We start from the raw sequence: 22258 nt of genomic DNA, 5'->3' as shown, positions 1-22258 counted from the left end.
AGGTGCACAGGGAAAATTCTGCAAAAAGACACCAGCATGACAATCACCACTGATCCCATTGGAAACACGCCTGACGGATTGCCAAGACTATTGGAAGTCATGCGCCGCCTACGAGACAAGGACACCGGCTGTCCCTGGGATATTGAGCAGGACTTTGCCTCAATCGCGCCCTACACTATCGAAGAAGCCTATGAAGTCGCCGACGCGATCGAGCGCACAAATTGGCCGGACCTGCAGGGGGAACTTGGCGATCTCTTGCTTCAGGTTGTTTACCACAGTCAGATGGCAGAAGAGTCCGGCCTGTTCACTTTCGATGACGTTGCCAAACGCATCTCTTCCAAGATGATCAGCCGTCACCCACATGTTTTTGGGTCTGAAAACAGGAACAAAAGCGCGGAACAACAAACCGCCGATTGGGAAAAAGCCAAAGCAGCTGAGCGCTCCAATGATGGCGAAAAGCGCACCTTGGACGGCGTGGCACTTGGATTACCAGCGCTGATGCGCGCCCTGAAACTGCAGAAAAGACTGTCCCGCGTCGGTTTTGACTGGGGTGAAACTGGTCCTGTTCTGGAAAAACTCATGGAAGAAATCCAAGAGCTGGAAGACGCCAAAAACATCTCCAAAGATGAAACCGAAGCCGAATTCGGCGATCTACTATTCGTTATGGTCAATCTTTCTCGCCACTGGGGCATTGACCCAGAGCAAGCGCTCAAACGCACAAATGCAAAAGTTGAAAGGCGGTTCGCAGCTATTGAAGACGAACTTGCAGGTTCTGGCAAATCACCAGCGGATTCCACGCTCGATGAGATGGATGCGTTATGGAACGAAATTAAGGCACGCGAGAAATAGCCGACTTTAATGATCAGATATTGACCCGACAAAAAGAGTCGGATTAATACCTCAGCGTGTCTTAAACCTTTGGAGTGTTTAATGCGAACCGCCCCTATCATGCTCGCCGTGTCGTTGATTGCAGCACCCGCATTCAGCGCCGAGGTCAATATCTACTCGTATCGCCAGCCGGAACTTATCCAGCCACTATTGGATGGGTTTACCCAAGAAACAGGCATCGAAACGAATGTTGCTTTTGTGAACAAGGGATTGGTCGAACGGCTTCTGGCAGAAGGCAAACGTTCTCCAGCCGACATCATTCTGACCACTGACATCAGCCGCCTAACCGAAGCTAAATCCGCAGGGGTCACTCAGCCCGTCAAAAGCGATGCGCTCTCGTCTTCAATTCCAGCAAACTTACGCGACCCCGCTGGTGAGTGGTTCGCGCTGACAACAAGGGCACGGATCATCTATGCCTCCAAAGATCGTGTCGCCCCCGGAGAAGTCACAACTTACGATGATCTGGCCGACCCAAAATGGAAAGGCCGCATCTGCACCCGCTCGGGCACTCATTCCTACACTCTTGGACTTCTGTCGGCTGTTATTGAACACGTTGGGCCTGAAACCGCAGAAAGCTGGCTTCAAGGCGTAAAGGCAAATCTGGCCAAGGCTCCCGAAGGTAATGACCGCGCGCAGGTCAAATCGATCTGGGCTGGTGAATGCGATATATCGATTGGAAACACCTACTACATGGGCGCAATGCTGAATGATCCGGATCAGCAAGACTGGGCAAACGCGGTTCGCATCGAGTTTCCGACATTCGCCGATAACAACCAAACCCATGTGAATGTTTCAGGTGTTGCCATGACAGCCAGCGCTCCCAATCGGGATAATGCGCTGAAATTCATGGAATACTTGGCATCCAACAACGCGCAATCCATCTTTGCATCCGCTGTCTATGAATACCCTGCTAGTCCCGATGCTGATATTTCGGACTTAGTGGCGTCATGGGGTTCTTTCGATCCAGATCAAACAGATTTGGCGACAATTTCCCAGCACCGCGCCGAAGCTTTGAAGATAGTCGAACGTGTGGACTTTGATGGTGCTGCAGGCACAGATGGATAAGGCACTCTGATTGCCCACCCTATGGACATCAGTGCGACGTGCAGCCAATGTTCCGGCTCAATTCGGAGACCCACATGGCCGCCCCACGCAAAATTATCATAGATACTGATCCCGGCCAGGACGACGCCGTTGCCATTCTTCTGGCGCTGGCTTCACCAGATGAAGTTGACGTATTGGGTGTTGTCGCGGTCGCAGGCAACGTCCCTCTGAACCTCACTCAGAAGAACGCTCGCATCGTCTGTGAACTGGCTGGGCGTCCAGATGTTAGGGTCTTCGCTGGTTGCGATCAGCCTTTGTCACGCAAGCTGGTAACTGCCGAGCACGTTCACGGGAAAACCGGCTTGGACGGACCACAACTTCCAGAGCCAAATATGCCGCTGCAGGAGCAGCACGGCGTGGATTTTATCATCCAGACCCTTCGAAACGAAGAGCCCGGAACGGTTACCCTGGTTCCAATCGGCCCGCTAACGAACATCGCCCAAGCCTTTCAGCAGGCACCGGACATAGTCGATCGCGTTCAGGAGATCGTTCTGATGGGTGGCGCCTACTTCGAAGTCGGCAACAGCACACCCGCAGCCGAATTCAACATCTATGTCGATCCTGAAGCCGCTGAAATCGTTTTCAAATCTGGGGTCGAAATCGTCGTCATGCCGCTAGACCTCACCCACAAGGCCCTGACCAACGCCACGTGGGTTCAAGGAATGCGCGATCTTGGTACCGACGTCGGCCAAATGGTTGCAGAATGGACCGATTTTTTCGAAAGGTTCGACAAAGAAAAATACGGCTCCGAAGGCGCACCGCTACATGACCCCTGCACCGTGGCTTATCTGATCAACCCTTCTATGTTTTCGGGTCGCAAAGTGAATGTAGAGATTGAAACCTCCTCCGAACTTACACTCGGAATGACAGTTGCCGATTGGTGGGGCGTGACGGATCGCCCAGTCAACGCAATGTTCATGGGCGACATTGACAAAAAGATGTTCTTTGACCTTCTGACCGAAAGACTGGCGCGCCTTTAGTGACCATTTTAGATTTTGCCCAATTTCCAACCCCGCCTCATCCGAAACAACAATTCACAGCAATGACCCTGCACCGGAGCACTTCTGTTGACACAACTTCTGCATTTGGCCGATGAAAAATCCCTTGAGCGTATCGAGTCCATGGTCGAAGCCTATCATGCGTTCGAGGATATTTCGTCCACTCCCGAAACGCGCCGTGACGCCATTCTCCCATTGCTCAAAGGCTCTCCTCATGGCGCCATTTGGCTTGTAGGCCCGAAAATTGCACCAGTCGGCTATGTCGCCGTCAGTTTTGGCTGGTCAATCGAGATGGGCGGAATGGACGGTTTCATAGATGAGTTCTGGGTTCGGGAAAAAGTGCGCGGTCGGGGCATGGGCGGCGAAGCGCTTGGCGCTCTAATAAGCTCACTCCAGGATGCTGGTGTCAAAGCCCTGCATCTGGAAATCTCCAACGACAACACACCAGCACGCAACCTATACAAACGCTTGGGCTTTCAACGGCGCAGCTATGGACTGATGACGTGGACAGCGTGATGCAATCCCAATCGCACGGCCTATATTAACCAATATGTCCTTCACCGTTCCCTTCGATAACAGCTACGCCAAACTGCCTGATCGGTTTTACACCAGAATGTCCCCCATTCCGGTCCGCGAGCCCTCATTGATCGCTATGAACCAAGCCTTGGCCACTGAGCTGGGGTTGGATACTGCCGCACTGTCATCACCCGAAGGCATGGCAATGCTCGCAGGAAATGCGATGCCGTCCGAGGCAGCACCACTTGCGCAGGTCTACGCCGGTCATCAGTTCGGCGGCTGGTCGCCGCGCTTGGGCGACGGGCGTGCACTTCTTCTCGGCGAAATCGTTGCCCCAAACGGATCGCGATATGACCTCCAACTAAAGGGTTCCGGCCCAACACCCTATTCACGAATGGGCGATGGCCGCGCCTGGGTTGGCCCGGTTTTGCGTGAATATATCGTGTCTGAGGCCATGCACGCCTTGGGCGTTCCAACCACACGCGCTCTGGCTGCCGTCGCCACCGGCGAAACTGTTATCCGCGAGGCACCCCTGCCCGGAGCCATTTTGACGCGCGTCGCATCAAGTCATATCCGCGTCGGAACCTTTCAGTATTTTGCGTCGCAAAAAGATGTCGAAGCACTCGTACACTTGGCGGATCATGCTATTCAAAGGCACTTTCCAGATGCCCATGACGCTTTGGGCCTTCTAAATTCCGTCGTAGAAAAACAGGCCCGGTTGATCGCCAGATGGATGGGATTTGGCTTCATTCATGGTGTGATGAACACCGACAATATGACAATCTCGGGCGAAACTATCGACTATGGCCCCTGCGCATTTATGGATGAACACCATCCTCTACGCGTCTTTTCATCTATCGACCAACACGGCCGCTACGCCTATGCACGACAACCCGATATTGCCATGTGGAATCTGGCCCAGCTCGCCACGTCCCTTGTTCCGCTGATTGACAAAGTCGAAGATGCGCAGGCCAGCATTGACGCTTTCCCAGACATGTTCCGCTCCGAGTGGCTAAAAGTATTCCGCGCCAAACTGGGCCTCCAGTCCAGTGAAGATGGCGACGAAGAACTCATTCACGATCTCATGAATAGAATGGCAAAAGGCCAGGCCGACTTCACGAACACCTTCAGGTCATTGGGAGACGACAACGCAAAAGACCAGTTTTTGCAGCCAGAGTTCTACACTGAATGGCAGCAAAAATGGCGGGACCGTCTTGACCACGAACAAACAACTCCAGAAGACCGCCTGCCAGAACTTCATCGCGTCAATCCCGCATTTATCGCACGCACTCATCGGATCGAAGAAGCTATTCAAGCCGGCGTAGATGGTGACTATTCCGTTTTTGAACGACTGAACGCCGCACTGTCTGACCCATTCGCTGACCTGGATGCTTTCAAAGACCTGACCCGCCCACCAAGCGACGGCGAAAGAGTGCCTCAAACATTCTGCGGAACGTAATTCTCACCAAGTCTTATCACAGTGCGGGCTTTCCCTGATAAGCACCTTGCCCTAAAACGAAAACTCAGGCGCAGTAAGGAGGGGACATGCCCGATACCATTATCGAGCGATGCGAAGAGCAAGGACTGCGCTTAACCGACCAGCGACGCACGATTGCATCTGTCCTGGAAGAAGCCGACGACCACCCAGACGTCGAAGAGCTTTACGCGCGCGCCAGCGGCGTCGATCCCAAGATCTCGCTTGCGACAGTTTACCGAACAGTAAAACTCTTTGAAGAGGCTGGCATCCTTGAAAAATTAGAGTTTCGCGACGGCCGGGCACGGTACGAAGACGCCGAACGTGACCATCACGACCACCTGATTGATCTGCATTCAGGCGAAGTCATAGAATTTGTCGATGCCGAAATCGAAGCCCTGCAGGAAAAGATCGCCGACAAACTGGGGTTCGAATTGCGTGGCCATCGACTAGAACTTTATGGCGTCCCTAAGAAATCTGATTGATCACTCAAGTTGCTGTCGTTTCGCGGCAAGCCACCGTTTCTCATCATCACTGCTCGACAATTTTATTGCCATGTCCATCGCGTCACGCGCAGCCGTTTTAGTTCCTGCCCGCGCCTCCAGTTCCGCCAATGCAGCGTAGTAAGGCTGATAACGCGGAAGTTCTTCTTTCAACCCGCGCACTTCACTCAATGCCAGATCCAATGATCCGGTTTCGGCTAATGCCACTGCGCGATTCAACCGAACAACCGGCGAAGGCTGGAACTCAAGCAACCGATCATACAGCAACACAATCTGCGCCCAATCCGTGCCGACGTCTGAATCAGACTGGACGTGCAGCGCATGGATTGCCGCCTGACATTGGAATGGTCCAACATTCTGACGCGCAACTGCGGCATCCAGAACATTTAACCCTTCTGATATCATGGCATCGTCCCAAAGCCTTCGGTCTTGCTGATCCAACGGAATAAATCCCCGACCAGTCTGATGACGTGCACCGTGCCTGGCGTGGGTCAATAGCATCAGAGCAAGCAGCCCTTCTATTTCCGACTCTTCCGGTGCCAGCTGGCACATTAGTCTGGCCAAAAAAATCGCTTCATCGCACAACCGATTTCGGATCGGAGCTTCGCCCGCCCCTGCCGTCCAACCTTCGTTGAAAATCAAATAGATAACGGTCAACACTGAACCGAGCCTGGCATCCCAATCAGCTCTTTCGGGAACAACATACGGTATTGTCGCTGCTCCAATTTTTGACCTCGCTCGCGACAGCCGCTGCCCAATATTCACTTCAGAGTCTAAAAATGCGCGCGCAATTTCCCGCGTCGTTAGCCCGCCTACGGTGCGCAATGTCAGTGCAATGCGGGTCTTTTCCTCAAGCGCCGGGTGACAGCAGGTAAATATCAACCGCAACCGCTCATCCGGAATCTCCTCAGGCTTCGCATTACGGGATTCCTGATCTTCTTCCATCAAACGCTCGATGTCCGGGGCTCTGGCCGCCAACCTTCTGCCTCGCCGAATACGGTCAATGGCCGAGCGCCGCCCAACCTGAAGCAGCCACCCCTTTGGCGATCTGGGAATGCCACTGCGTTTCCAATGCACCAACGCACGTTCAACAGCATCGCTCAAACAATCTTCGGCCAAATCAAAGTCGCCGACGGCACCGATAAGCGCCGCCAGCAATTGTCCGCGATCTTTCCGCAAGATACCGCCAAGGACATCCGCCAGATCACTGTCGGCTTTATCTTCAGCCAAGTTCCATGATCGGGCGCACTTCGATTGTGCCCACCTCGGCCGTTGGTATCATGGCCGCAAGCTCAATCGCCTCGTCCAAATCTTTGCAATCAAATACATAATACCCGCCCAGCCGCTCCTTGGTCTCAGCAAAAGGCCCGTCAATGGTTTCGGTCTTACCGTCACGAACGCGCACCGATGTTGCGGTTTCGGTGTGCTGCAGCGGCTCCCCCGCCAATAAAACACCGCGCTCGCGATACGTTTGCGTCACCTCGAAATACCTCTTCATGAAGTCGTCACCTTCGGGTGTTCCAGGTTGGGGGGCCGTTCCGTCGGCTGCGTAAATTAGTGCAATATAACGCATTGATCTTCTCCTACTTCAGTTGAAAGTCTCTAGAATTCGATTTCGTCACGCAAGGCCTAGGCAATGCCCGCCATCAGCACGTAGACAATCGGAATTGTCATGGCTGCATAAGTCGCTAGTTGCCCACCAATTCGGGCGGCAAAAACCCCGCCGTCTTCCGCAATACCAAACGGATGCACCAATCGGCCTGCCACCAGCAACACCCCAGCCACATGAAGCCATGTGGCGCTCAGGCCGCTGATTTCTGCAAGAGCCATCAGTATCAAAGCGAACGGAACATATTCGGCCATATTGCCGTGCCGCCTCATCGCCACAACCATCTGGATGTTCCCACCATCTCCGGTTCCGACACCGGTCTTGCTACGAACCGAGCTGACATACCCCGAGAATGCGATGAAGATGATGCCCAAAAATGCGGCGTATAGGGCTGTAATTGCGACTGACATAAGTGCCTCCTTTCGTTGGTCGTCAAACTAAAGACGAACGAGGATCGACATTTTCGACATCGCTTCAAAATTTTTTTAAACTAATTAGGCCCGCTTCAAAGCCATCACAGCATTCAGACCACCAAATGCGAACGCATTGGACAGTGCAAAGGTTACTTTGGCCTCTCGCGCCGTATTGGGAACAACATCCAGCGCGCATTCCGGGTCCGGCTCTTCATAGCCAATCGTTGGCGCGACAATTCCATCTTTCAAAGCCATCAAAACTGCCAGCAGCTCAACGGCACCGGTCCCACCAATCAAATGCCCATGCATCGACTTGGTCGACGAGATCATAACCTTGTCTGCGTGCCGCCCCAGAACATTTGCCACTGCCGCACATTCCGTCTTGTCATTGGCCGCCGTGCCAGTCCCATGAGCATTGATATAGTCGACCATGTCTGCATCGATTTTGGCATCCCTCAGTGCACCCCGAATTGCACGGGCGGCACCCTGTTGGCTTGGCATCACAATATCAGCGGCATCAGAAGTCATCGAAAATCCCACGACCTCCGCCAGTATCTCGGCGCCACGAGCCACGGCGCGCTCACGCTCTTCAAAAACGTACACCCCTGCGCCCTCGCCTTGAACCATCCCGTTACGGTTCGCACTAAACGGCCGACAAGCGTCTTTGGACATGACACGCAGTCCTTCCCACGCCTTAACCCCACCAAAACACAGCATCGACTCCGAACCGCCTGTGATCATAACCTCTGCGCCACCATTGCGGATCAACCAGAACGCCTGACCCATGGCGTGATTGGACGAAGCGCAAGCTGTCGCAACGGTGAATGACGGCCCCTTTAGGTTCCACGTCATCGACACATGCGATGCGGCAGCATTGTTCATTAGCTTTGGCACAATGAACGGATGAACTCGGTTCTTACCCTGCTCATACACAGCGCGATAATTTTCGTCCTGCGTGGTCAAGCCGCCGCCGGATGTGCCCAGAACCACACCTGACTCAGCCGCCAATGTGCCTTCGAACACCAGCCCCGACTGCGCAATCGCCTGACGCGCGGCTATCAGCGTAAATTGAGTAAATCGGTCGTAAAGCGCCTGTTGCTGCCTGTTGAACTCGGCATCCGGATCATACTCCTTAACCTGTCCGCCGATGCGTATGGACAGACGCTCAACATCGCGAATATCCAAGTCACCAATGCCGCACCGCCCTTCGCGCATAGCTTCAAACGTTTCTGCAACCGAATGCCCTAGCGGGTTAATCGTCCCGGCACCGGTTATGACAACGCGACGCATCTACGACGTCTGGTCCGCAACCAGCTTTTCAACTGCCGCAACAACCGCCGAGACCGAAGTGATATCAAAATCAGATTTTTCTGGCTCGTTCGCATTGAATGGAACCTGAATGTCAAACTCTTCCTCGATAGAAAAGATCGCCTCGACCAGGCCCATACTGTCGATGCCCAGATCATCCAGGGATTGACCGCGATCAACGTCAGACACCTCCAAGACAGCTTGGTCAGCAATTATTCGGATCACACGCTCTGCTATATCGTTGCTCATCTCAACCTGCCTGTGAATTTGGCTCCAGAAGTGTGGCGACTATCTAGTCATCCCCATCTTGGTTTGAAACAGATTTCTTTAACGCTTTGATGTCATCCAACATGCGCGGCAATCTGCGCCAGTTACGACTGGCCTCCAGATATTGGTCCATTTTCATCGCAGGATACCCAAGAACCACACGTCCAGCAGGCACCTTCGACATCATCTTCGAGGCGCCGCCAGCGACCACATCATCGCCGACAAATATGTTATCAGACACACCACACTGTCCGCCCATGACCACGCGATCTCCAATGGTCGTCGAACCGGCGATCCCCACTTGCGCGCACAGCAATGTGTCATCGCCGACGATCACATTATGCCCGATCTGAACAAGGTTATCCAACTTCGTGCGATTGCCGATCTGCGTCGCACGAATAGTTCCCGCATCTATACAAGTGTTCGCACCGACTTCGACGTCATCGCCGATTTTCACGGAACCTAGCGAGTGAATACGCGTCCAGCTGGCGTTCAACGCGTTCGCATCTTTCCCCAGCGACTGTCGCGCATCCTCTACCCGGCTTTTCTCGGGTGTAACAAAACTAAAGCCGTCTCCGCCAATTACCGCACCCGGCTGACAAATGAACCGGTCGCCAATTCGGACACGGGCTGAAATTCTGACGCCAGAGTGGATCAAGGCGCTGTCGCCAATCTCAACTTCCTCTGCGATGTAAACATGCGCGGCAATTCGGGCGTTCGTCCCTATCTGCGAGCGCGCACCGATCACTGCCAATGGCCCGATTGCGACACCGCAACCAATAATAGCTGTTTCATGGATGACGGCAGAGGGATGAACGCCCGCTTCGATCTCAGGCCCGGAATCCATCAGCGCTGTTAACCCCGACATTGCATAACGCGCGCGAGGCACCACCAACGCTGCCTTCAGTCCAAATGACTGCCAGTCTGCATCTTCCCAAACAATGGCCGCCAATGCTGAACCAGAAGCAAGGCCATCGGCGTATTTCGGATCCATTGCTAACGCCAAATCCGAAACGCCCGCACTGGCCGGCTCCGAGGCTCCGCTGATGACTATATCACCATCACCAAACAGCACCGCATCCAGCGCCTTGGCAATTTCACTGACGGTAAAGTTCATAGGCCGCCCCTTTCGGGAAAGAATTAGCCGCGAACGGACCCCAATGCCACCCCGGCATTCTCCAACGCGCGCCAAATCTTGGAATCGCGTCGATAAACGTCACCGCGGAATTGGATCTTGCGCTTGGGTTCGGTGAAGGCTGTTCGATAGACCAGATGCACGGGCACCGGCTCTTTCAGATTCACAAAACTTTCTTCACCAGTTCTCAGAAGACGGGCAAAGAACCCCTTAGGGTCATTCGTCTGCCGCGCCAGCAGGGCATAGGCAAAGTCAAACGGATCGCGAAGCCGAATGCACCCGTGGCTAAAGTCCCGCTTCTCACGCCCAAAAAGACTCTTCGCTGGCGTGTCGTGTAAATAAATGTTGTGTCGGTTCGGGAACATGAACTTCACAAGTCCAAGCGCGTTGCCTTGGCTAGGCGGCTCCTTAAGACGGAAGGGGAAATTTTCCTCATCGAAATCGTTGAAGTCCAAACCCGTGCGCGGAACAACCTGATCACTGGTCTTGTCCAGCAAGTTTAGGTGTGAGACCGCATAAGGGTCTTCACGCAGCATCGGCAGGTATTCTTTGATAGTGATTGATTCCGGCACATTCCACGTTGGATTGATCACCATGTATTCCATAACGTCCGAGAACTCGGGGCTACGTCGATCATCGGCATTCATCCCGACAACAGAGCGGGTTTTGAACGTGATCTTACCGTTGTCGATAATGCGCGCATGGAAATCAGTCAGGTTAACCCAAACGTGACGCTTGCCCAGCGGCATGTTCAACCAACGCTCGCGTTCCATGGCAACAATAATCTGGCTCAACCGCGTTTCGGCCTGTGTGTTAATGGCTGCAAGAGTCCGCGGCCCAACAACACCATCGGTGTTCAGCCCATGGTCTTGCTGAAACTCTGCAACCGCCTTGACCATTTTCTCGTTGAAAACTTTTGTCGACGTACGCTTCAGATAACCCATGGCAATCAGGCGATTGCGCAATTGAATGACAGCGTTGCCACTCGCGCCCGGTTCCAGCTTCTTAGCCGAAACTTTGCCGCCCCATCCGCCACGCGCAACGATCTTCTCAAAGCGCAATTTCTCTTTCATGAGGCGCGCATATTCTGGCGCTTTTGGTGGCAAACTTTTGATAAAGCCTGCGGCATTGGACTTCTCAAATGCAGAAAGAATAGATTGACGCGAGCGCAATGGAACTTCACGCGGCATCTCTTCATCGATACGACGCGGATTTAGAATGCCCGTTTGCACATCGCGCGCGTAATCTAGGAACATCCGGCTCAATTCAACATCAAGTTTACCCAGCTCCCGCTGAGAAGACACCGACCGTAATTTCGACTTTAGCGCATCCGCCTGATACTTTTCAGCTGGCAACCCATGGGTTGCCGCCGCCGCAATTGCTTTCAGAAATGCCTCGCGTCGCGCACGATCCTGTCGGCGTTTTCCGGTCCAGATCTGCTTGTAGCCAATCGATTTATAGAACCCGGCAATCGCTTTGTCTTTGGACGAGAACTCTGCAATCGACTGCATAACTGCCGTTGTCGAGGCAAACGCTGGAAAACCGCTCACAAGCGGCAACAAAACTCCCGAGGCAACGCCTAGGGTGAAATCTCTCTTCGAAATATGCATGGCAGTCTCAACTCGTCCCATCAAATTCTGGCCCCCACCGCTAATATATGTGCGGTAAACAGATGATTGCTGTCCACTCACTTTCCCGACAGACAGTTAATTTCAAGGCATCCAGCTCAGGTCTGCGGCAAAACGGTCACGAAAATCGCAAGACATTCAAAATGAGCAATATTTCGCCGATTCTAGCGAAATATTTCAAACTGCAACCAACCAAGGTTCACTTGTGAACTTCTTCATGCAATACAAATCGGGCACTTGGGGATGGGCGTGCGCATCGCGTGGTATGATCGTGGTGCTGGAAGACGGGACAAATACTGAATGACGACGACAAGCTCGAAGGGCATTTCGCGGCGCAATCTACTTGGCGCATTTGCTGCAACGGCGGTCGCTTCGGCTCCGACTTACTCCAATGCTTTTGGTCTGCTCCGTGGCGCTGGCGATATCCGCCGCATCAACCTTCACTCTGGTCGCAGTGGCGAAAGCATCAATACCATCTACTGGATCGAAGGCGAATACATTCCCGAGGCACTGGCCGAGGTGAACCGGTTCATGCGCGATTGGCGCACTGGCGGGGTCATCAACATCGATACCAGAACAGTCGACATCATCGCGGCATCCCACAACCTTCTTGATGCGGACTCTCCGTTCCTGATGTTGTCCGGATACCGGTCGCCCACGACGAACAACATGCTGCGTTCACGCTCGCGTTCGGTCGCACGGAACTCTCTTCATATGAAGGGACAGGCGGCGGATTTACGTCTCAGTGGTCGTAGCGTGTCTCAGATTGCTCGCGCCGCAATCTCTTGTTCAGCCGGCGGTGTTGGCAAATATTCCAGATCGAACTTTGTTCATGTGGATTGTGGACCGATCCGCGTTTGGGGCAGATAAGCCTGCTTTAGCGGCGATTAAAAACCGCGTCACAACGCCATTATCGCTATGACGCACCTTGTGCTGCGCGAAACCATTCAACAATCTTTCGGCGCGCCTCATCGTCCATTTGAACTGCATTCGGTGGCGGCATCGCATGGCTGACGCCTGCTTGCAGAAAGACCGGCTGCGCATGTCTAAGGACATCTGACCGGGTTTCCAGCACCACACCTTTCGGCGGCCAGAGCAGGCCCGTCCAAACCGGTTCTCGTGCGTGACACATCGAGCAATTTCCTATCACCGCATCATAGGCTTCGTCGAACCCATCTGCCGATGCATAGACCAATTCAGTTGGCGTAAGCGCGCGCGCTTCTGCCTCTTCATAAGTCTCGCCCATGGATGCCGTCGATAGCCACGCAATGATGATGAACAAAATGACAGTTACTGCCCAAGTCCAGTGCGGCCCCTTCCCCGTCGCGTGCAAGGTATTGAAGTAATGGCGGATCGTGACACCGGTCAGAAAGATCAAACTGGCGATGATCCAATTGTAGTCGGTGGCAAACGCCAAGGGGTAATGGTTCGACAACATCAGAAAGACCACCGGCAGGGTCAGATAGTTGTTATGTGTCGACCGTAGCTTTGCGATCTTCCCGTATTTTGGATCCGGCAGACGTCCTTCCTGCAGATCCTTCACCACGATCCGCTGGTTCGGCATGATGATGAAAAACACATTCGCTGTCATGATCGTTGCAGTAAATGCACCAAGATGCAGCAGCGCCGCCCGTCCCGTGAATATTTGGTTATAGCCCCAGGACATCACAACCAGAATGACAAACAGCAACACCATCAATGCCGTCGGGGTCTCACCCAACTTCGATTTGCACAAGAAATCATAGCAAATCCAACCGATCGTCAGCGATCCACCAGAAATCAAAATGCCGTGCCACAGAGAAAGGTCAGCTTTGGTCGGGTCCAGCAAATACAGCTCGCCGCCAACCCAGTAGACAACCATCAATAAAGCCGCGCCAGACAGCCAGGTTGCATAGCTTTCCCATTTAAACCACACCAGATGCTCTGGCATGTTTTCGGGCGCCACCAAATATTTGTTGATGTGATAGAATCCGCCGCCGTGGACTTGCCACTCTTCGCCATGAGCGCCCTCCGGCAAATGCGGTGTTTTCCGCAATCCAAGATCCAGCGCCACAAAATAGAACGACGATCCAATCCAGGCTATCGCGGTGATGACATGCAGCCAACGGACTGCAAAACCGACCCAATCCCACATCACCACAAAATCATACATGACCGCCTCCTTAAGATTCGCATCACCACTCTAGTTGCGAAGCGATTATTCTGGTATTGATGGCAAAATCCAAGCTGTATCAAAAATAGCCGAACAATGTCGTACTTTGATAACATCCGAACCTTCGTACGTGTTTACGAATTGGGCAGCATGTCAGCCGCCGGACGCGACTTGCGAATTTCGCCAGCCGTGACATCCTCACGCATTTCCCAATTGGAAGAACACCTGCGCGTCCGACTGTTCCAAAGAACAACTCGCAGCCTCACGCCAACCGAACAGGGCAAAGTCTTTTACAGTGGTGCCCGTGAAGTGCTCGAGTCCGTGGAAAATGCCGAAGCCCAGGTCGTCAATATCACTGACAACCCCAAAGGCTCGATTTATGTTGCAGCGCCCCTGGGGGCTGGCCGACGCTTGATCGCACCACTCGTTCCGGCGTTTTTGAAGGAGTACCCAGATGTCAGCGTTCGCCTGCGCCTCACTGACCGTAAAGTCGACCTCACCACCGAAGGGCTGGATCTGGCATTCTTCCTGGGCCAACCCGAGGACAGCAACCTGCGCATACGGAAAATCGCCGACGTCGAACGGGTTCTCGTCGCCGCACCGTCTTACGTTGAAGCCCGAGGAAATCCTGCCAGCGGCGATGATCTCATTCGCGACAGCCACGAATGCCTCAGTCTAAGGTTCCCAGGTGCCACCGAATTCCAATGGAACCTGAATACCGATGAAGGCCCCAAGCGTTTCCGCGTTTCCGGGCGTTTCGAATGCGATGATGGTGACGTCTTGGTCGACTGGGCTTTGGGCGGACACGGCATCGCCATGAAACCCCGCTTTGAAGTATCCGATCATCTAAACACCGGAAAACTGGTCATTGTGGCAACGAAAACGCCGCCGACGCCAATTCAGATAGCATGCTTATTTACGCACCGGCGCATGCAGGACCCAAAAACCAGACTGTTCATGGAATTCATGATCAGCCGCATCTCGGCTGTTGTAAAAGAAACCTGATCTGAATCAATAGTTTAGTGGGTGTCTCATTCACGATCGGTCAAAAGTCCACTTCAATCGCCAGTCCCTTTTCGACTGCAAGTTCAACCACCCGCGCCGCAACCGCCAGATCTTGCAGGCCCACTCCGGTCCCATCATACAAGGTAATCTCATCAGCATCCACGCGCCCTGGATGCGTCCCATTGATAACCGCACCGATCTGATTGACATCGCTTTCGTCAATGAGACCTTTGCTGACGGCGTGTTGTGCCTCGCCGATGCTGACTGATTGCGCCACCTCGTCGGTAAACACCGTCGCACGCTTCAAAAGCGCAGCTTCAACCTCTTGCTTGCCCTTGGTGTCGGTGCCCATACAGGCAATATGCGTGCCTCCGCTGACCTGATCAGCGCCCAGAATTGCGTAAATGACGACGTAATCGAAATGATCACATCCGCCTCATGCATCCCGTCCAACTCCACAGCTTCAAACGGCAACCCAGCCTTCGACGCCACACCCTCAAGGTTCTTCAACATCTCTGGATGCAGATTCCAGCCTATGACCTTTTCGAATTTTCTCTGCTCCAATGCGGCTCGCAACTGGAACGTCGCCTGATGCCCGGCGCCAATCATCCCCATGATCTTCGCATCTTCCCGCGCCAGGTGCTTGATTGACACCGACGAAGCCGCTGCTGTCCTGAGCGCCGTCAAAAGGTTGCCACCAACCATCGCTTTCACCTTGCCGGTATCGGGATCGAACAGGAACACGGTCGACTGGTGGTTAATAATCCCATGTGTCGCCAGATTGTTGGGCCAGTATCCCCCAGCCTTCAGTCCCAACGACTTCCCCAAACGGTCGAACCCACCTTTGAATCCATACAGAGCATCTTCATACCCAATCGCCTCTCGCACGACCGGAAAGTTGTAGGCATCGCCTGATGCCATGGCCGCAAAAACATTTTCAACGGCTTCAAATGCAGCATCGCGAGTCATCAACTCGGCAATGTCGCGCTCGGGAACGATCAGCATCTTTTGTCCTTCATTTTTGGAAATTCGCGGTCCGCCTGCAGCAAACGGACACCCGCCGAACGACCAGTATCAATAGGCCTTGGCCGCGCGCTGAAACGGGCCAAACCGTCTCAACCGTGCCATTTCGCACGCCCACATACCAATCGTGAACGTTGCAAGTCGGATCACAATGTCCGGGCACCAGACGCAGTTTGTCGTTAACCTTCAGATTGCCGTCCGTGTCCATGACCACACCATGCTCATCAGAGCATTTGATGTATTCCACATCGTCGCGCCCAAATACCACGGGCAACCCACTATCCACCGACTGCGCTTTCAATCCGGCGTCGACAATTGCTTTGTCAACCTTCGCATGGCTCATAACCGTGGACAGAATAAACAAGGCATTCTCCCACTCGCCCGCGTCTATCCTGTTGCCATCTGCATCCAGGATACGCCCATAGTCGGCATCCATGAACGCATAAGAACCACACTGCAACTCGTTGTAAACGTTCGAATTACTTTCAAAGTAATAAGACCCTGTTCCGCCGCCGCCAACGATATCGCACTCCAACCCCTCGGCCTTCAGCCCGTCAACTGCATCCGCCACCTGGGCAATGGCTGTATCCAGCTTGCCCCTGCGATCTTCATAGCTGTCCATATGTTGCATTGCGCCCTGATAGGCCTGAATACCGGCAAACTTCAGACCATCAGCTGCATCGATTAGCTTTGCAATTTCAACGACTGCTGGCGTCGTGGTCACTCCACACCGCCCGGCACCACAGTCAATTTCAACCAGCGCTTCAATCTCGGTGCCATGCTTCTGCGCCGCTGCCGCCAGGTCGGCAACATTCGCCGGGTCATCGACACAGACAAGAACACGCGCGCCCAACTTTGGCATCGCAGCAAGCCGGTCAATCTTCCGCAAATCTGTCACTTGGTTCGACACCATGACATCCTTGATGCCGCCACGCGCAAATACCTCTGCCTCGCTCACTTTCTGACAGCAAACGCCGCAGGCGCCGCCAAGCTCAATCTGCAATCTCGCAACATCAACAGATTTATGCATCTTGCCGTGAACGCGGTGACGCATCCCGTGCGCCTTCGCATAGTCGCCCATCTTTTTGATGTTGCGCTCCAGCGCGTCCAGATCAAGCACCAGGCTCGGCGTTTGAATGTCACGCTCGCTCATCCCCGGAACCGCTGGAATATCATATCCAACTTCAAAGTCGGAAAAATCCGATTGTACGTTCATTTTCAGTCCTCACTTATTCCAGGGCAGCGCGCCCAAATCGACGTTCCCGCCTGTAATGATGATGCCGACCCGCTTTCCTGCAAATCGGTCTTTGTTCTTCAAAATTGTGGCCAAAGGCACAGCACTGCTTGGCTCCATAACGATTTTCATGCGGCTCCAGATCAGTTCCATCGCATCAATTATCTCGTCTTCCGATGCTGTCAGAATATCAGCCACATGGTTCGAAACAAAATGCCACGTCAGTTCTTTCAGCGGCACTTTCAGCCCATCGGCCACCGTCACTGGCGCGTCATCCGCAATGATATGCCCGGCCTTAAAGCTGCGATACGCATCATCCGCCTGCTCGGGCTCTGCTGCAATGATCTCTGTTTCTGGTGCAATGTTCGACAACGTCAGGCATGTACCTGAAATCATTCCACCGCCCCCAATTGGCGCAACCACCGCATCCAATGAACCGACTTGGTCGACTAGTTCACGAGAGCACGTCCCCTGCCCGCTGATCACGCGCGGATCATTATACGGATGCACAAAATCTCCACCAGTCGCGGCCTGAACTTCAGCAAATACGGCCTCGCGACTCGACGTAGAAGGCTCGCATTCCGTAATCACCCCACCATATCCGATAACCGCGTCCTTCTTCGCCTGTGGCGCGGTGCGCGGCATGACGACGTTGCAGGGAATGCCCCTGCGCCCGGCCGCATAGCTCAACGACAGCGCATGATTTCCCGATGAATGGGTGCAAACGCCTCGTTCCGCCGCTTCTTCAGAAAGCCCGAAAACCGCATTGGACGCGCCCCGCACCTTGAACGCCCCGGCCTTCTGAAAGTTCTCACATTTGAAAAACAATTCAGCGCCAGTCAGATCATTCAGGAAAGTCGACGTCAAAACCGGTGTGCGATGGATGTAGGGCGCAACTCGCTCGTGCGCCTCAAGAACATCCTCATAAGTCGGTATATACATGCGATCCTCCCGTCAGGCCGCCTGTTGCGCCTGGGCCGGATGGCTGCGGTAGAACTCCTGTGCCGCCGCAACTCCTGAACCCAATTTGATATCCAATCCAAGGTCAGCCATGCACATTTCCGCGGTCGCAATTCCGCTCAAAGTCATGACATCGGTCAGACTACCAAGATGACCGATGCGGAAAACTTTCCCGGCCACTTCACCCAGCCCAACACCAAAAGCCACACCGTATGTCTTAGCCGCATGGGTGACAATGTCAGTCGCATTGAACCCTTCCGGCGTGCAAACTGCACTGACTGTATCCGAGTAAAACTCGGGCTTGGTTGCACAAAGGCGCAGATCCCAAGCCGCCGTGGCCGCCCGAACGCCCTCAGCAATACGCCTGTGGCGGGCGAAAACGTTCTCCAGCCCTTCTTCCAGCAACATGTCCGTCGCCAGCTTCAAACCATTCATCAATCCAACGGGCGGCGTGTAAGGAAATGCATTGGCGGCATACCCATTTGCCATATCCCCAATATCGAAAAAGGTTCTTGGCAACGATGCCGTATTCCTTGCCTCCATAGCTTTCTGAGAAAATCCCAGAATGGCCAGTCCGGCAGGCAGCATGAAGCCCTTCTGACTGCCCGCAACGGCAATATCGACGCCCCACTCATCGAACCGGAAATCCATCGAGGCGATGGATGAAACACCATCAACAAAAAGCAACGCCGGATGACCAGCCGCATCCAATGCCCGACGCACGGCCGCGATATCGGACTTAACGCCCGTCGCGGTTTCATTGTGCGTGGCAAGAACCGCCTTGATCTGATGGCCGGTGTCTGCCGTCAAAACTTCTTCAAACCGATCAGCGGGCAACCCATCACCCCAAGCAGTTTCCACAACCTGAACTTCTAGTTCATGCCGTTGGCACATGTCGATCCAGCGATGGCTGAACATGCCATTGCGCGCGGAGAGAACTTTGTCGCCTGCTGAAAGGGTATTGGACAACGCCGTTTCCCAACCACCGGTTCCGGTAGACGGAAAGATGAAGACCTGAGCCGAGTCCGACTTCAGGATGCGCTGCACATTTTCCAAACAGGGATTCAAAATACCGCCGAACACCGGCGAGCGGTGATCGATCGTCGGCATATAGCACGCCTTGCGAATTTCTTCCGGCATGTTGGTTGGGCCGGGAATAAAGACTGGATTTTGAAAGCTCATGACCATCTCCATCAAACATTTCCACCACCATAAGTTGGTATTTCTTCGTCAACAATTTTTTCGAAATCCGTTCACTTCCACTCGCCTTCCAATTTAATTCAACATTGCCAAACTCTTACATTTTTCATATAATGAATATGTTTTTCAAAAAAATACCGAGACAGTTTATGAATTCTCCGAAAGATCACCCCCAATCACCCCGGCGCGCCCGCGGTCGGCCTCGCGACTGGCACGATAAGTCGGATCAAAACACCATAAAGTCCTTGGACCGAGCGATGGAGATCTTCGAGTATCTCAGCGAAACTTCAGGCAAGCCGCTTTCGGCACTTTCCTCCGAGATGAACCAGTCTCCTGCCACCGTCTACCGGGTTCTGACGACGCTTCAGCAGCGCCAGTTGGTCGAGTTCGACGCGACTGATCAAACCTGGCACATTGGCCCCCAGGCGTTCGTCATCGGAGCGAAATTTCTGCGCCGCACCAGCCTTGTCGACCGCGCCCGCCTAATCCTACGCCAACTGATGGAAGAAACAGGCGAAACCGCGAACCTTGGCGTTGAACAGGGTCCGAACGTCCTGTTCGTCAGCCAGGTCGAGACCCATGAGAATATCCGCGCCTTTTTTCCCCCTGGAACATTATCGCCTCTGCACGCATCCGGTATCGGCAAGGCACTGCTTGCCAACAAAGAGCCAGGATGGATTGCAAAATCACTCGGCCACACTCCGTTGGAAGAATTCACACCCCAAACGATCACCAATCTCGAACAATTGGCGGACGATCTGAAAGTCACTCGAGACCGAGGGTATGCCTTTGACGCCGAAGAGAAAAACTTGGGCATGCGCTGCATTGCAGCTGCCGTTTTCGACATGCACGGCGAAGCAGTGGCAGGCATTTCCGTATCCGGCCCCACAAGTCGCGTCGGCCACGACCAAATCGACCGATTAGCAATCGCAGTGGTCGACGCTGCTCAGAATCTGACCCGTGCAATTGGGGGGCACTGGCGATAAGCCAAAGTCTCCAAACCTCAGATGGTCAACGCCATGTGTCGGTTAACGTCTTTGTAGAGCAGATACCGAAACTTCCCGGGCCCGCCAGCATAACACGCTTGCGGGCAAAACGCGCGCAGCCACATATAGTCGCCCGCTTCAACCTCAACCCAATCCTGATTAAGCCGGTACACCGCCTTGCCTTCTAAAACATAAAGCCCGTGTTCCATCACATGGGTTTCGGCAAATGGAATGACCGCACCAGGATCGAACGAAACGACCGTAACATGCATGTCATACCGCATGTCGGTCACATCAAAGAACCGTGTCGTCGCCCATTTCCCGTCCGTTCCGGGCATCTCTGTCGGCGCAATGTCATTTTCATTTAGTATCAACACATCCGGCAGGGATAGCCCCTCAACATGCTGATATTTCTTCCGGATCCAATGAAACCGCAGCGTCTGATCGCTGTCATTTTTCAGCATCCAGGCTTTGCCCGGTGGCAAAAATGCAAACCCGCCCACTTCCAGAATGTGACTTTGCCCATCCACGGTCAAAGTCGCCTGTCCATCGACCACAAACAAGGCGGCTTCCGCCTCGGGGTCGATCTCAGGCCGCTCAGATCCACCTCCTGCAGATACTTCCATAATGTATTGCGAGAATGTCTCTGCAAATCCACTCAATGGCCGCGACAATACCCATAGTCGTGTCTTTTCCCAAAACGGCAACTGACTCGTCACGATATCGCGCATCGTGCCTTTGGGAATGACCGCATAAGCATCTGTAAAAACAGCGCGGTCGGTCAACAATTGTGACTGATCAGGGTGCCCGCCATCGGGCGCATAGTATGTCCGGGACATTCACAGACTTTCATTCGAAACTCGTTCCCACCCAATATGATCGCCCAGCCAAACACTCGCCACCCACAGTCCTTGGACAACACCTTCCTGCAAGATTTGAAAATCCGACACATCAGCGCGGTCAAACCACCTTCATAGATAACTCATATCTTTCAGAGGCATAACAAGCAGAATATATTGCCTGCGCACTCATGGCAGCGTATTGCAATCGCATGAATCCTGACGGTCGTTCAACGATGCCTGACAGTTCCATTCATGTTTACCTTCATGTTATCCATCCGCATGAGCGCCCATTATGACACCATCGGATTGAATTACGCGAACCTGCGAATGCCGGATCCGCGTATTGCACGTGTTATCAATGAAGCCCTCGGCGACGCCCAAACCATTTTGAATGTTGGCGCCGGCACAGGCTCCTATGAACCCGCCGACCGAGATGTAACAGCGGTTGAACCTTCCGCCGAAATGATAGCCCAGCGCCGCGAAGACGCGGGTCAAGTGATCCAAGGCAGCGCAGAGAACTTGCCCTTTGACGACAACTCGTTCGATGCCGCAATGGCGGTGCTGACCATCCATCATTGGAGCGATCAGCCCGGCGGTTTGCGCGAAATGCGTCGCGTCGCGCGTGGGCCACTGGTCCTTTTGACCTACGACCCCACGTTTCGCGATTTTTGGCTCTTGGATTATGTGCCGGAACTCACCGCAGTTGACGATGATCACATGCCAGCCCTGCCAAAATTCGCCGAATGGCTCGGTCAGGCCCAAGTCACGACCGTTCCGGTTCCCGCAGACTGCCAGGACGGTTTCCTCAGTGCCTATTGGCGCCGCCCCGCAGCCTACCTTGACCCAAAGGTCCGCGCCGCCATGTCATCATTCTGGGCAATCGGTGATGTAAGCCCGGCAATGAAACGATTGTCCAACGATCTGGAAAGCGGCGAGTGGGACCGAAAATACGGAAGCCTAATGAGCCTGGAAGAACGCGATTGCGGATATAGACTGGTCACTTCAGTCTAAAC

Annotated in this window: 22 protein-coding genes and 1 pseudogene; 10 read left to right on the top strand and 13 right to left on the bottom strand. The window is 53.8% G+C overall.

Annotated elements, in window-relative coordinates; translation table 11 throughout:
- Positions 1 to 36 precede the first annotated feature (36 nt).
- From mazG to GKR98_17240, 6 genes are all read left to right on the top strand, one after another.
- Positions 37 to 849, top strand: coding sequence for a nucleoside triphosphate pyrophosphohydrolase (gene mazG / locus GKR98_17265; protein QMU59774.1), 813 nt, complete (start codon positions 37 to 39; stop codon positions 847 to 849).
- Between the two features lie 81 nt (positions 850 to 930).
- Entirely contained in the window at positions 931 to 1953 is a 1023-nt protein-coding gene (locus GKR98_17260; GenBank protein ID QMU59773.1) for an extracellular solute-binding protein, read from the top strand.
- A gap of 74 nt (positions 1954 to 2027) precedes the next feature.
- Entirely contained in the window at positions 2028 to 2972 is a 945-nt protein-coding gene (locus GKR98_17255; GenBank protein ID QMU59772.1) for a nucleoside hydrolase, read from the top strand.
- An 87-nt stretch (positions 2973 to 3059) separates the two neighbouring features.
- Positions 3060 to 3506: a GNAT family N-acetyltransferase gene (locus GKR98_17250; protein QMU59771.1), complete on the top strand. Its 447-nt coding sequence runs from the start codon at positions 3060 to 3062 to the stop codon at positions 3504 to 3506.
- Positions 3507 to 3540: 34 nt separating this feature from the next.
- Positions 3541 to 4965 carry a YdiU family protein gene (locus tag GKR98_17245; GenBank protein ID QMU59770.1) on the top strand — a complete coding sequence of 475 codons (1425 nt, stop codon included), beginning with the start codon at positions 3541 to 3543 and terminating at the stop codon, positions 4963 to 4965.
- Between the two features lie 86 nt (positions 4966 to 5051).
- Positions 5052 to 5465, top strand: coding sequence for a transcriptional repressor (locus tag GKR98_17240; GenBank protein ID QMU59769.1), 414 nt, complete (start codon positions 5052 to 5054; stop codon positions 5463 to 5465).
- Here GKR98_17240 and GKR98_17235 read toward each other — a convergent pair whose 3' ends face one another.
- The 7 genes from GKR98_17235 to GKR98_17205 all read right to left on the bottom strand — a co-directional run bounded on the left by GKR98_17235 (position 5466) and on the right by GKR98_17205 (position 11825).
- Entirely contained in the window at positions 5466 to 6713 is a 1248-nt protein-coding gene (locus GKR98_17235; protein ID QMU59768.1) for a sigma-70 family RNA polymerase sigma factor, read from the bottom strand. It lies immediately after the preceding gene.
- A complete protein-coding gene (locus GKR98_17230) occupies positions 6706 to 7056 on the bottom strand; it encodes a YciI family protein (GenBank protein ID QMU59767.1) in 351 nt (116 codons plus the stop codon). The genes GKR98_17235 and GKR98_17230 overlap by 8 nt, the downstream gene beginning before the upstream one ends.
- Before the next feature lie 56 nt (positions 7057 to 7112).
- A complete protein-coding gene (locus GKR98_17225; GenBank protein QMU59766.1) occupies positions 7113 to 7502 on the bottom strand; it encodes a hypothetical protein in 390 nt (129 codons plus the stop codon).
- Between the two features lie 84 nt (positions 7503 to 7586).
- Positions 7587 to 8795 carry a beta-ketoacyl-ACP synthase II gene (locus GKR98_17220; GenBank protein QMU59765.1) on the bottom strand — a complete coding sequence of 403 codons (1209 nt, stop codon included), beginning with the start codon at positions 8793 to 8795 and terminating at the stop codon, positions 7587 to 7589.
- Positions 8796 to 9062, bottom strand: a complete 267-nt coding sequence (locus GKR98_17215) for an acyl carrier protein (protein QMU59764.1) — start codon at positions 9060 to 9062, stop codon at positions 8796 to 8798. It abuts the gene before it with no gap.
- 43 nt (positions 9063 to 9105) lie between these two features.
- Positions 9106 to 10197: a UDP-3-O-(3-hydroxymyristoyl)glucosamine N-acyltransferase gene (lpxD, locus tag GKR98_17210; protein QMU59763.1), complete on the bottom strand. Its 1092-nt coding sequence runs from the start codon at positions 10195 to 10197 to the stop codon at positions 9106 to 9108.
- A gap of 23 nt (positions 10198 to 10220) precedes the next feature.
- Positions 10221 to 11825 (bottom strand): L,D-transpeptidase family protein, encoded by a 1605-nt coding sequence (locus GKR98_17205; GenBank protein QMU59762.1) that lies wholly within the window; start codon positions 11823 to 11825, stop codon positions 10221 to 10223.
- Positions 11826 to 12143: 318 nt separating this feature from the next.
- On the opposite strand from GKR98_17205, the gene GKR98_17200 reads away from it, so the two are divergent.
- Positions 12144 to 12713, top strand: a complete 570-nt coding sequence (locus tag GKR98_17200) for a DUF882 domain-containing protein (GenBank protein ID QMU59761.1) — start codon at positions 12144 to 12146, stop codon at positions 12711 to 12713.
- A gap of 46 nt (positions 12714 to 12759) precedes the next feature.
- On the opposite strand, the gene GKR98_17195 is transcribed toward GKR98_17200, so the two are convergent.
- Positions 12760 to 13995: a cysteine desulfurase gene (locus tag GKR98_17195; GenBank protein QMU59760.1), complete on the bottom strand. Its 1236-nt coding sequence runs from the start codon at positions 13993 to 13995 to the stop codon at positions 12760 to 12762.
- Between the two features lie 96 nt (positions 13996 to 14091).
- On the opposite strand from GKR98_17195, the gene GKR98_17190 reads away from it, so the two are divergent.
- Positions 14092 to 15000 carry a LysR family transcriptional regulator gene (locus GKR98_17190; GenBank protein ID QMU59759.1) on the top strand — a complete coding sequence of 303 codons (909 nt, stop codon included), beginning with the start codon at positions 14092 to 14094 and terminating at the stop codon, positions 14998 to 15000.
- Positions 15001 to 15040: 40 nt separating this feature from the next.
- Here GKR98_17190 and GKR98_17185 read toward each other — a convergent pair.
- From GKR98_17185 to GKR98_17170, 4 genes and pseudogenes are all read right to left on the bottom strand, one after another.
- Positions 15041 to 16005 (bottom strand): annotated as a pseudogene (locus GKR98_17185) (ornithine cyclodeaminase family protein).
- 10 nt (positions 16006 to 16015) lie between these two features.
- On the bottom strand, positions 16016 to 17239 hold the full coding sequence (locus GKR98_17180) for a DSD1 family PLP-dependent enzyme (protein ID QMU59758.1): 1224 nt from the start codon (positions 17237 to 17239) through the stop codon (positions 16016 to 16018).
- Positions 17240 to 17248: 9 nt separating this feature from the next.
- Positions 17249 to 18199 carry a pyridoxal-phosphate dependent enzyme gene (locus GKR98_17175; protein QMU59757.1) on the bottom strand — a complete coding sequence of 317 codons (951 nt, stop codon included), beginning with the start codon at positions 18197 to 18199 and terminating at the stop codon, positions 17249 to 17251.
- A 12-nt stretch (positions 18200 to 18211) separates the two neighbouring features.
- Entirely contained in the window at positions 18212 to 19399 is a 1188-nt protein-coding gene (locus tag GKR98_17170; GenBank protein QMU59756.1) for an aminotransferase class V-fold PLP-dependent enzyme, read from the bottom strand.
- Between the two features lie 167 nt (positions 19400 to 19566).
- On the opposite strand from GKR98_17170, the gene GKR98_17165 reads away from it, so the two are divergent.
- Positions 19567 to 20403, top strand: coding sequence for a helix-turn-helix domain-containing protein (locus tag GKR98_17165; protein ID QMU59755.1), 837 nt, complete (start codon positions 19567 to 19569; stop codon positions 20401 to 20403).
- 17 nt (positions 20404 to 20420) lie between these two features.
- On the opposite strand, the gene GKR98_17160 is transcribed toward GKR98_17165, so the two are convergent.
- Positions 20421 to 21242 carry a (S)-ureidoglycine aminohydrolase gene (locus GKR98_17160; GenBank protein QMU59754.1) on the bottom strand — a complete coding sequence of 274 codons (822 nt, stop codon included), beginning with the start codon at positions 21240 to 21242 and terminating at the stop codon, positions 20421 to 20423.
- Between the two features lie 282 nt (positions 21243 to 21524).
- On the opposite strand from GKR98_17160, the gene GKR98_17155 reads away from it, so the two are divergent.
- Complete coding sequence (locus GKR98_17155; GenBank protein QMU60155.1) at positions 21525 to 22256, top strand: methyltransferase domain-containing protein; 732 nt, start codon at positions 21525 to 21527, stop codon at positions 22254 to 22256.
- The last annotated feature ends 2 nt before the right edge of the window (positions 22257 to 22258 follow it).

Origin of the sequence: Boseongicola sp. (assembly GCA_014075275.1) — a bacterium.
Lineage (GTDB): Bacteria > Pseudomonadota > Alphaproteobacteria > Rhodobacterales > Rhodobacteraceae.
This window is presented reverse-complemented; position numbering and strand designations above follow the sequence as displayed.